This window comes from Bradyrhizobium guangdongense (assembly GCF_006483445.1).
GTDB classification, from domain to species: Bacteria; Pseudomonadota; Alphaproteobacteria; order Rhizobiales; family Xanthobacteraceae; genus Bradyrhizobium; species Bradyrhizobium guangdongense_A.
In genome coordinates this window covers 1-8,363 of sequence record NZ_PPPT01000058.1, presented here as the reverse complement: position 1 = coordinate 8,363, position 8,363 = coordinate 1, and the positions used below count along the sequence as shown (strand labels likewise).

The window sequence follows — 8,363 nt, the reverse complement described above, 5'->3', positions numbered from 1 at the left end:
GCATGCCGATATCGGCGGCGGCTATGCGGAGACGGAATCGGGGCTGTCGAAATATCCGCTGCTGTGGATGATCGACGAGGCCGCCAAGGCCGGGCTCAACTTCAACCCGCGCACGGTGAACCAGCTCGCCTGGGGCAAGGCGCGCAAGAACTCGCCGTTCCGATATGTCGCGCCCGACGTAAAGGGCATGCTGCACAAATCGCTGACGGGGGCGTGGTGGCTGCTGGAGTTCGTGCCGAAGCGCGCAAAGTACAAGGAGTGGCCGGCGCGGGAGGTGCATTTCGGGTTCTATATTCCGGACGCCGAGCCGCGATTGATCCCCGAGGGCGCGCTTGTGCATGAGAGCGTGGTGAAGCGGATGGAAGAGGTGGCGGAGTATTGGCCGGTGAACTTGCCGGTGAGGTATGAGACGGTGGCGATGCCGGTGGGGCCGCATGGGGCGGAGGGTTTACCGTCACCCTGAGGTGGCCGCTTCTTCAGCGGCCCTCGAAGGGTGACGGCCCGGCTGTGGCAGCATCTCGGCCGTTCATCCTTCGAGGCTCCTCCTGCGGTGCCTTGCACCGCAGGCCTCGCACCTCAGGATGACGGGAACAGAAAGCGCTCTGCGAAAGCACGGTTAATGCAACCTGAATCGCTGCAAACAATCCCTAAAATGCTGCTGCCGGGGTTAGTCCCGATGGAATGACCTCCATTCCATTATTTCCCGAACGTGCCTGACGAAGCGGAGGAGACGCGACATGTTTCAGCGCAGATTTGCCCGGGTGAAGCCCGCGGGACTGGTGTCGCGCCAGGCCAAGATCATTACGGATGCGAAGACGCCCGCGATCAACTGCACGCTGGTCGATTATTCGCCGGGCGGCGCCTGTGTCGATCTCGGCGGCCAGGTCGCGCTGCCCGAACGATTCGAGCTGCTGCATGTGAATACGAAGAAGCGCTGCCGCATCGCGTGGAAGCGCGGGTCGAAGATCGGGGTGGTGTTTTGAGGGGCGTCCCGTAGCCCGGATGCAGCGATAGCGAAATCCGGGGTCGCACAAACCCGCATTCCGCGGAGCTGCATGCGGGCTACAAGCCCGGTACGCGCACCGCGCACCAACGATAGATCACGCGGTATGGGTCCCGGATCGGCCCGCCCCTGGCGGCGCGAAGCGCCGTCCAGTAGCACGGCGCTGGTCCGGGACGACGAGCGGAATTTGTCGGCGCGCCGTCGCTACGATCTCCGCCGCCACCGCGCCGTCGCGCCGGCGGTGATCTGCATCGCGACGCCGGCGACCCAGCCGAGCAGCACCAGCCAGGTCCACACCGCGTGCGGCTCGAGGCGCAGCACGATGACGGCGACGGAGGCAAACGCCGTGAGCGTGGCGCAGAAGGTGCCGGCGGCGCTGAGAAACTCGGCGGTATCGACCTCGGGGTTCTTGGGATCGAGATGCAGTTGCGGCGCGTCGATGCCGAGATAGAAGCCGACCGCGCCGAGCAGCATCATCAGCAGCAAAAACCCCTGCGTGGTGAGCACGGGAATTGCCGAGCCGACATAGGCGCCCACGAACAGGCCGCACGAAGCACCCGCGAGCGCCAGCCCGCAGCGCTCCAGAACATGGGCCGCCTTCCTGACGCGAAACTGCATGGCAAGCCTCCGGCGTTTGACGAGCTGAGGTTAGGCCTTTTTGCGCGGGGGCGGAAGATAAGGGGATTCACGGAGGGGGGAGGTGGTCTGACTCCCTCGCCCCGCTTGCGGGGAGAGGGTTGGGGTGAGGGGGAGTCTCCGCGAGGGCGGTGACAGTTGGACTCGCGGAGAGTCCCCCTCACCCGCTTCGCATCTGCGATGCAACGTAGCCGAAGCTTCGCTTCGGCGTTCTTAAGCACGGCCGCCGCAGGCGGCCTATGCTCTCCCCGCAAGCGGGGCGAGGCGAAGAAAGCCTACCGCGCCCCGAACGTCGTCTGCCCGAACAGCGCCTTTTGCGTCGAGGGCTGCGAGCGCCAGTATTGCGGGGGGGCGTCGACCGTGCCGCCGAGCTCGGCGGCGGCGTGCCAGCCCCAGCGGGGGTCGTAGAGCATGCCGCGGGCGAGCGCGACCATGTCGGCCTTGCCGGTCGAGACGATCTCTTCGGCGTGCTTCGGCTCGGTGATGAGGCCGACGGCAAAAGTGGTGACGCCGACCTCGCGCCTGATGGCTTCCGCGAACTGCACCTGGTAGCCGGGGCCGAGCGGAATTTTTTGCTTCGGCGACACGCCGCCGGAGGAGGCATCGATCCAGTCGACACCGCGTTTCTTCAGCTCCTTGCAGAATGCGATGGTCTGCGCGAGATCCCAGCCGCCTTCGATCCAGTCGGTGGACGACACACGGATACCGACCGGCTTGTCATGCGGGAACGCCGCGCGCACCGCGTCAAAGATTTCGAGCGGATAGCGCATGCGGTTTTGCAAGCTGCCGCCATATTCGTCGGTGCGGTGATTGGAGATCGGCGACAGGAATTGATGCATGAGATAGCCGTGCGCGCCGTGCAGCTCGATGGCGTCGATGCCGAGCCGCGCGGCGCGCCTGGTGCTGTCGACGAAGGCGTCGCGGATGCGCTTCAGGCCCGCGGCATCGAGCGCGATCGGGGCGGCTTCCTCCTCCTTGTGCGGCACCGCGCTCGGCGCCACCGGGCGCCAGCCGCCCTTGTCCGCGGGGATGAGCTGCCCGCCATCCCAGGGTTTTGCGCTGGAGGCTTTGCGGCCGGCATGCGCGATCTGCATCGCCACCGCCGCGGTCGAATGCTTGCGCACCGAGGCGAGGATCGGCACGAGTGCTGCTTCGCAGGCATCGCTGTAGAGCCCGAGGCAGCCCGGCGTGATGCGGCCGATCGCCTCGACATGCGTCGCCTCGATGCAGAATATCGACGCGCCCGACAGCGCAAGATTGTTGATGTGGGTAAAATGCCAGTCATTGGCGACGCCGTCCTCGGCCGAATACTGGCACATCGGCGACACCATGATGCGGTTCTTCAACTTCAATCCGCGCAGCTCGATCGGGGCAAACAGGGCGCTCATGGGGGAGTTCCGGACTGGAGGGAGTGATGTTGGCGGGGAGTGTAGTGGGCGGCGGGGGGAATGCTAGCGGTGTGCGGGAATGGCCGGTAGTGATGGCGCGCATTGCAGTCGAATTGACGCACGCTGGCGCCTCACACACGGCCGTCGTGCCGGACAAGCGTAAGCGCAGATCCGGGACCCATAGCCACAGGGAGGAGTCGTGGCGCGAAGCTGCCAACTCCGAGTCTTCGCACAACTTCTCCCTGTGGCTATGGGTCCCGGGCTCGCGCCATCGGCTCGCGCTTCGCGCGGACCGCTGGCACGCCCCGGGACGACAGCATCACTCCACCAGCGTGAACTGCAGCAGCAGGGTGCGCTGGAGCATCGAAAAATTGTCGTCGGACACCAGCGTCAGCACGGTCTCGCCGTCGGGCGTCACGTGCGCGTCGATGCCTTCCATGTTGTCGATCTCGTGGCCGAGATCGGCTTCGAACAGTGTTGGGCCGTCGACCAGCGCGTTGGGCGCGATCTGTTTCAGCGGGATCGCGCGTATGCGGATGTTGACGCCGGTGAACCAGGAGAATTTTCGCTCGAGGATCAACAGCTCGCCGGAGGGCAGCAGCACGGCGTCGCTGATGTCAAAGTTCTCGGTGCGGCGAATGCTGAACTGGCCTGGCGTGAGCCCGCCGACCAGGAAGGCGATGAGATTGCCGCTTTGATCGAGCCCGCGCTCGGACAGCGCGATCAAGGTGCCGGCGAGCGGCTGTCCCTTCGGCACCGCGACGAGCGCTTCGAGGCCCTTGTTGTAGGGCAGCTTTTTCGCGGCGGACGGAAGCGGCAGCACCTGGCCACGGGCGCTGGCAAAGCCTTTGGCGATGTCGAAGCGCATGAGCTGGTTGACGCGCTCGAGCCCGACATAGGCATTGGTGCCGTCGAGCGCGAGGGATTCGGTGTCGTACCAGTAACGCTTCTCGGTGACCGGACGTCCGTCCGCATTGAGCATCGGCGCCGCCTCGACGTCGGCGAGGCCTACCATGGCACGTCCGTCGTAGCGGATGCGGCCGGTGAACCAGCCGCCCTGGTCGGAGATGGCGACGAAGCGCTCGCCTTTGCGCTCCCCTTGGGTGTCGAGAAAGCGGAAGCCGGAGAGGCCGCCAAAACCGCGATAGGGCGAAGTCAGCACCAGCCCGCTGCGAAACTCCAGCGAACCGAACCGCACGCGGCTGCGCTCGCGCGGCTCGAACGATGCGATGCTGCGCGCGTTGACCTCGATCGGCGTGCGTTCGGTGACGGAGTGCTCGGCCGGCGGCACCGCGCCACGCGGCGGCGGGGCGGGCGATTGCGCCCGCGCGAGGCTTGGTAATGCGAGTATGGAAAGTCCCGCCGCCAAGCCTTGACCTAAGATCTGGCTGAGCACGTCGCGGCGGGAAGCGTTTGCGCTCACGAATGCAGTTTGCGGCGCGGGCGGTTTTGCGTCGTCGGCTGCGGCGCGGCCGCCGTCTCGCTGAAGAGTTCTGCGAGCTTTTCGGTGATGGCGCCGCCGAGTTCCTCGGCGTCCACGATCGTCACCGCGCGGCGATAGTAGCGCGTGACGTCATGGCCGATGCCGATCGCGATCAGCTCGACCGGCGAGCGCGTCTCGATCTCCTCGATAATGAAGCGCAGGTGCCGCTCGAGATAATTGCCGGCGTTGACCGACAGCGTGGAATCGTCGACCGGCGCGCCGTCCGAGATCATCATCAGGATCTTGCGCTGCTCGGGGCGACCGAGCAGGCGCTTGTGCGCCCAGTCCAGCGCCTCGCCGTCGATGTTCTCCTTCAGGAGCCCCTCGCGCATCATCAGGCCGAGATTTTTTCGCGCACGGCGCCAGGGGGCGTCGGCGGATTTGTAGATGATGTGGCGGAGATCGTTGAGACGGCCGGGATTGGCCGGCTTGCCGGCGGCCAACCACGCCTCGCGCGATTGCCCGCCCTTCCAGGCGCGCGTGGTGAAGCCCAAAATCTCGACCTTGACGCCGCAACGCTCCAGCGTGCGCGCGAGAATGTCGGCGCAGGTCGCAGCCACGGTGATCGGGCGTCCCCGCATCGAGCCGGAATTGTCCAAGAGCAGCGTCACCACGGTGTCGCGGAACGTCGCCTCCTTCTCGTGCATGAAGGACAGCGGATGATAGGGATCGGTGACGACGCGCGACAGGCGCGCGGGGTCCAGAATGCCCTCTTCGAGGTCGAACTCCCAGGCGCGGTTCTGCTGCGCCATCAGGCGGCGCTGCAGGCGGTTGGCGAGGCGGGCGACGATGCCCTGCAGATGCGCGAGCTGCTTGTCGAGGTAGGAGCGCAGGCGCTCCAGCTCGTCATGGTCGCAGAGGTCTTCGGCCGCGATCACTTCGTCGAACTTTGGCGCGAAGGCGTGGTATTCGGGGCCGCGCGGCTCGTTGGCGCCGCGGGAATTCGGCCGCGTCGCCTCGCCCGGGGTCTCGTCGTCGCCGAGCTCGCCGTCGTCGAAGGTGTCGGAGGTCGAGGCCTGCGCGCTTTCCATCGCGCTGTCGCTCATCTCCTCCGAGGTCGCCTGCGCCTGGTCGGCGCTCATCTCCTGTGCTGCGTCGGAATCCGGCGAGCCCTCGGCGCCGGACTGATCGTTCTCGCCGTCGCTGTTCTCGTCCTGATCCTCGTCGTCGTCGGAATCGGCGTTGCGCTCGTCGCCGATGTCGAGCGCCGTCAACAGGTCATGCACGGCATCGCCGAACTTGCCCTGGTCCTCGACCAGGCGATCGAGCCGATCGAGCCGCGCGCCGATCTTGTCCTCGAGAATGGGACGCCAGAGGTCGACCATCTTCCTCGCCGCCGCCGGCGGCGCCATGCCGGTGAGGCGCTCGCGCACCAGCATCGCCAGCGCATCCGACAGCGGCGCGTCGGCGCGGTCGGTGATCTCGTCGAACTTGCCGCGATGAAAGTGATCGTCGAGCATCGCGGTGAGGTTCTTGGCAACGCCGGCCATGCGGCGGGCGCCGATTGCTTCCACGCGCGCCTGCTCGACCGCCTCGAACACGCCGCGCGCCTGCGGATTGCCCGGCATCAGCTTGCGATGCACTTTTGGATCGTGACAGGCGAGCTTCAGCGCAATGGAATCGGCGTGGCCGCGCACGATCGCGGCGTCGCGCCTGGTCATTTTCCGCGCGGGCTCGGGCAGCCGCGCCTTGCCGGGCGCAAGGCCCGGACGCTCGGCGGCGAAGGAGACGTCGAGCTCGGGCGCCTTGGCGATCGCCTTCAGGCAGGAGGTGACCGCCCGCTTGAACGGTTCGGTCGGCGCTTCCTTGTTGCCGCCGCGGAATTTGCTGTTGGAGGTGGTCATCTCACCCTATCTGACACACCGAGAGAGATCAGCTCAGCGCGACGTTGACGGCCGATTCCGGCAGCTCCGCGTTGAAGCAGCGCTGATAGAACTCGGCGACCAGAGGACGCTCGAGTTCGTCGCACTTGTTGAGGAAGGTGACGCGGAAGGAGAAACCGATGTCGCCGAAGATATCGGCGTTCTCCGCCCAGGTGATCACCGTACGCGGGCTCATCACCGTCGACAAATCGCCGTTGGCGAACGCGTTACGGGTCAGGTCCGCCAGGCGCACCATCTTGTTGACGATGTCGCGACCTTCCTGGGTGCGATAGTGCTTGGCCTTCGCCAGCACGATCTCCACTTCCTCGTCATGGCCGAGATAGTTGAGCGTGGTGACGATCGACCAGCGGTCCATCTGGCCCTGGTTGATCTGCTGGGTGCCGTGATAGAGGCCCGAGGTGTCGCCGAGGCCGACCGTGTTGGCGGTCGAGAACAGGCGGAACGCCGGATGCGGCTTGATCACCTTGTTCTGGTCCAAGAGCGTCAGGCGGCCGGAGACTTCCAGCACGCGCTGGATCACGAACATCACGTCGGGCCGGCCGGCGTCGTATTCGTCGAACACCAGCGCGACGTTGTGCTGCAGCGCCCAGGGCAGAATGCCGTCGCGGAATTCGGTGACCTGCTTGCCGTCACGGACCACGATCGAGTCCTTGCCGACGAGGTCGATACGGCTGATGTGGCTGTCGAGGTTGACGCGCACGCAGGGCCAGTTCAGCCGTGCGGCGACCTGCTCGATATGGGTGGATTTGCCGGTGCCGTGATAGCCGGTGACCATGACGCGGCGGTTCTTGGCGAAGCCTGCGAGAATGGCGAGCGTGGTGGCGCGGTCGAAGCGGTAATCGGCATCGACTTCGGGCACGTGAGGATCGACTTCGGAATAGGCCGGCACTTCGAGGTCGCTGTCGATCCCGAAGACCTGGCGCACCGACACCTTCATGTCGGGCAATCCGGAAACTTCCTCAACTTTGGACAGAGCGGCGGTCGTCATTCATCCTCCGAGGTCCCGGGCGGTCCCGAAACCGGTTATTCGCACGTTGGCTGCGGCTGGGTGCTGGAGCGAACGTATCAGAGACCATGGACGGGCAGAAGCCCGCCCGCAAATCAAAGTTCCATTGTCTTATCATTGAGATAGGCAAGGAACGCGATTTTGGGAAGGCTGCCCTGCGAATCACGCGCGAATTTTGTGTCTCGCGGGGTGCGCTGCCGCCGGTTCGGGCACTTTTGCCCCCTCGGCCGACTTATGTAAGGTCCGTACCCGGCCACCCCCAGCCCAACACAGAGACAACGTGACGTCATTCCTCGATCCCTTCATCGCGTTCGTCTCGGCCCATGCCTGGCTGGCTTATGTGACCCTCTTCCTGGCCGCACTGCTGGAGGCCGTCCCCGTGGTCGGCTCGGTCGTTCCGGGCTCGACCATCATCCTGGCACTGAGCGCGCTGATTCCCGGCGGTGAACTGAAGCTGCAATGGGTGTTGCTGGCGGCAGCATGCGGCGCTGTGCTCGGTGACGGCTCGGCCTATTGGGTCGGGCACCGCCAGCAGCGCGAGATCCTCAACACCTGGCCGCTGACCAATTATCCGCGCGTGGTCGAGGAGAGCGAGACGTTCTTCCAGCGTTTTGGCACCTGGGCCGTGTTCTTCGCCCGCTTCGTGCCACCGATCCGCGCCTTCGTGCCTGTCACCGCCGGCGCGCTCGGCATGAGACCTTCGCGCTTCTACGCGATCAACATTCCCGCGATCCTGGTCTGGGCGCCCGCGCATGTGCTGCCGGGCGTGCTCGCGGTGTCGGCGCTGCACGAATATGCGGGGATGCCGCACCATGAGCACGTCGGAAAGCATCTGTGGATGTACGCGGTGGCCGGCGGTGCGATCATTTTGGGACTGGCGATCTGGACCATCCGGCGACGGCACGGCAGTGGGAAGGCCGCGGCGAAGACGCTGGCTTAGCCTCCAATCGTCGTCCTGGCGAAA

At 65.7% G+C, this 8,363-nt stretch carries 7 protein-coding genes and 1 pseudogene; 3 read left to right on the top strand and 5 right to left on the bottom strand.

The annotated features are described in order from the left end of the window. Positions 1-463: pseudogene (locus tag C2U70_RS08710) on the top strand (DUF2235 domain-containing protein); the annotation flags it as partial. Positions 464-737: 274 nt separating this feature from the next. Beyond that, the gene (locus C2U70_RS08705) at positions 738-983 is read left to right on the top strand and encodes a PilZ domain-containing protein (protein WP_140977593.1); all 246 of its coding nucleotides are present in this window, start codon (positions 738-740) and stop codon (positions 981-983) included. Positions 984-1,207: 224 nt separating this feature from the next. Here C2U70_RS08705 and C2U70_RS08700 read toward each other — a convergent pair whose 3' ends face one another. From C2U70_RS08700 to cobS, 5 genes are all read right to left on the bottom strand, one after another. Beyond that, positions 1,208-1,621: a hypothetical protein gene (locus tag C2U70_RS08700; protein WP_140977592.1), complete on the bottom strand. Its 414-nt coding sequence runs from the start codon at positions 1,619-1,621 to the stop codon at positions 1,208-1,210. A 293-nt stretch (positions 1,622-1,914) separates the two neighbouring features. Further along, complete coding sequence (locus C2U70_RS08695) at positions 1,915-3,027, bottom strand: NADH:flavin oxidoreductase/NADH oxidase (RefSeq protein WP_140977591.1); 1,113 nt, start codon at positions 3,025-3,027, stop codon at positions 1,915-1,917. A gap of 319 nt (positions 3,028-3,346) precedes the next feature. Continuing rightward, positions 3,347-4,450 carry an esterase-like activity of phytase family protein gene (locus C2U70_RS08690; protein ID WP_246666704.1) on the bottom strand — a complete coding sequence of 368 codons (1,104 nt, stop codon included), beginning with the start codon at positions 4,448-4,450 and terminating at the stop codon, positions 3,347-3,349. Beyond that, positions 4,447-6,354 carry a cobaltochelatase subunit CobT gene (gene cobT / locus C2U70_RS08685; protein WP_140977590.1) on the bottom strand — a complete coding sequence of 636 codons (1,908 nt, stop codon included), beginning with the start codon at positions 6,352-6,354 and terminating at the stop codon, positions 4,447-4,449. Before cobT ends, C2U70_RS08690 begins: the two co-directional genes overlap by 4 nt. A gap of 28 nt (positions 6,355-6,382) precedes the next feature. Beyond that, on the bottom strand, positions 6,383-7,381 hold the full coding sequence (cobS, locus tag C2U70_RS08680) for a cobaltochelatase subunit CobS (protein WP_140977589.1): 999 nt from the start codon (positions 7,379-7,381) through the stop codon (positions 6,383-6,385). Between the two features lie 298 nt (positions 7,382-7,679). On the opposite strand from cobS, the gene C2U70_RS08675 reads away from it, so the two are divergent. Continuing rightward, positions 7,680-8,339 (top strand): DedA family protein, encoded by a 660-nt coding sequence (locus C2U70_RS08675; RefSeq protein WP_140977588.1) that lies wholly within the window; start codon positions 7,680-7,682, stop codon positions 8,337-8,339. The last annotated feature ends 24 nt before the right edge of the window (positions 8,340-8,363 follow it).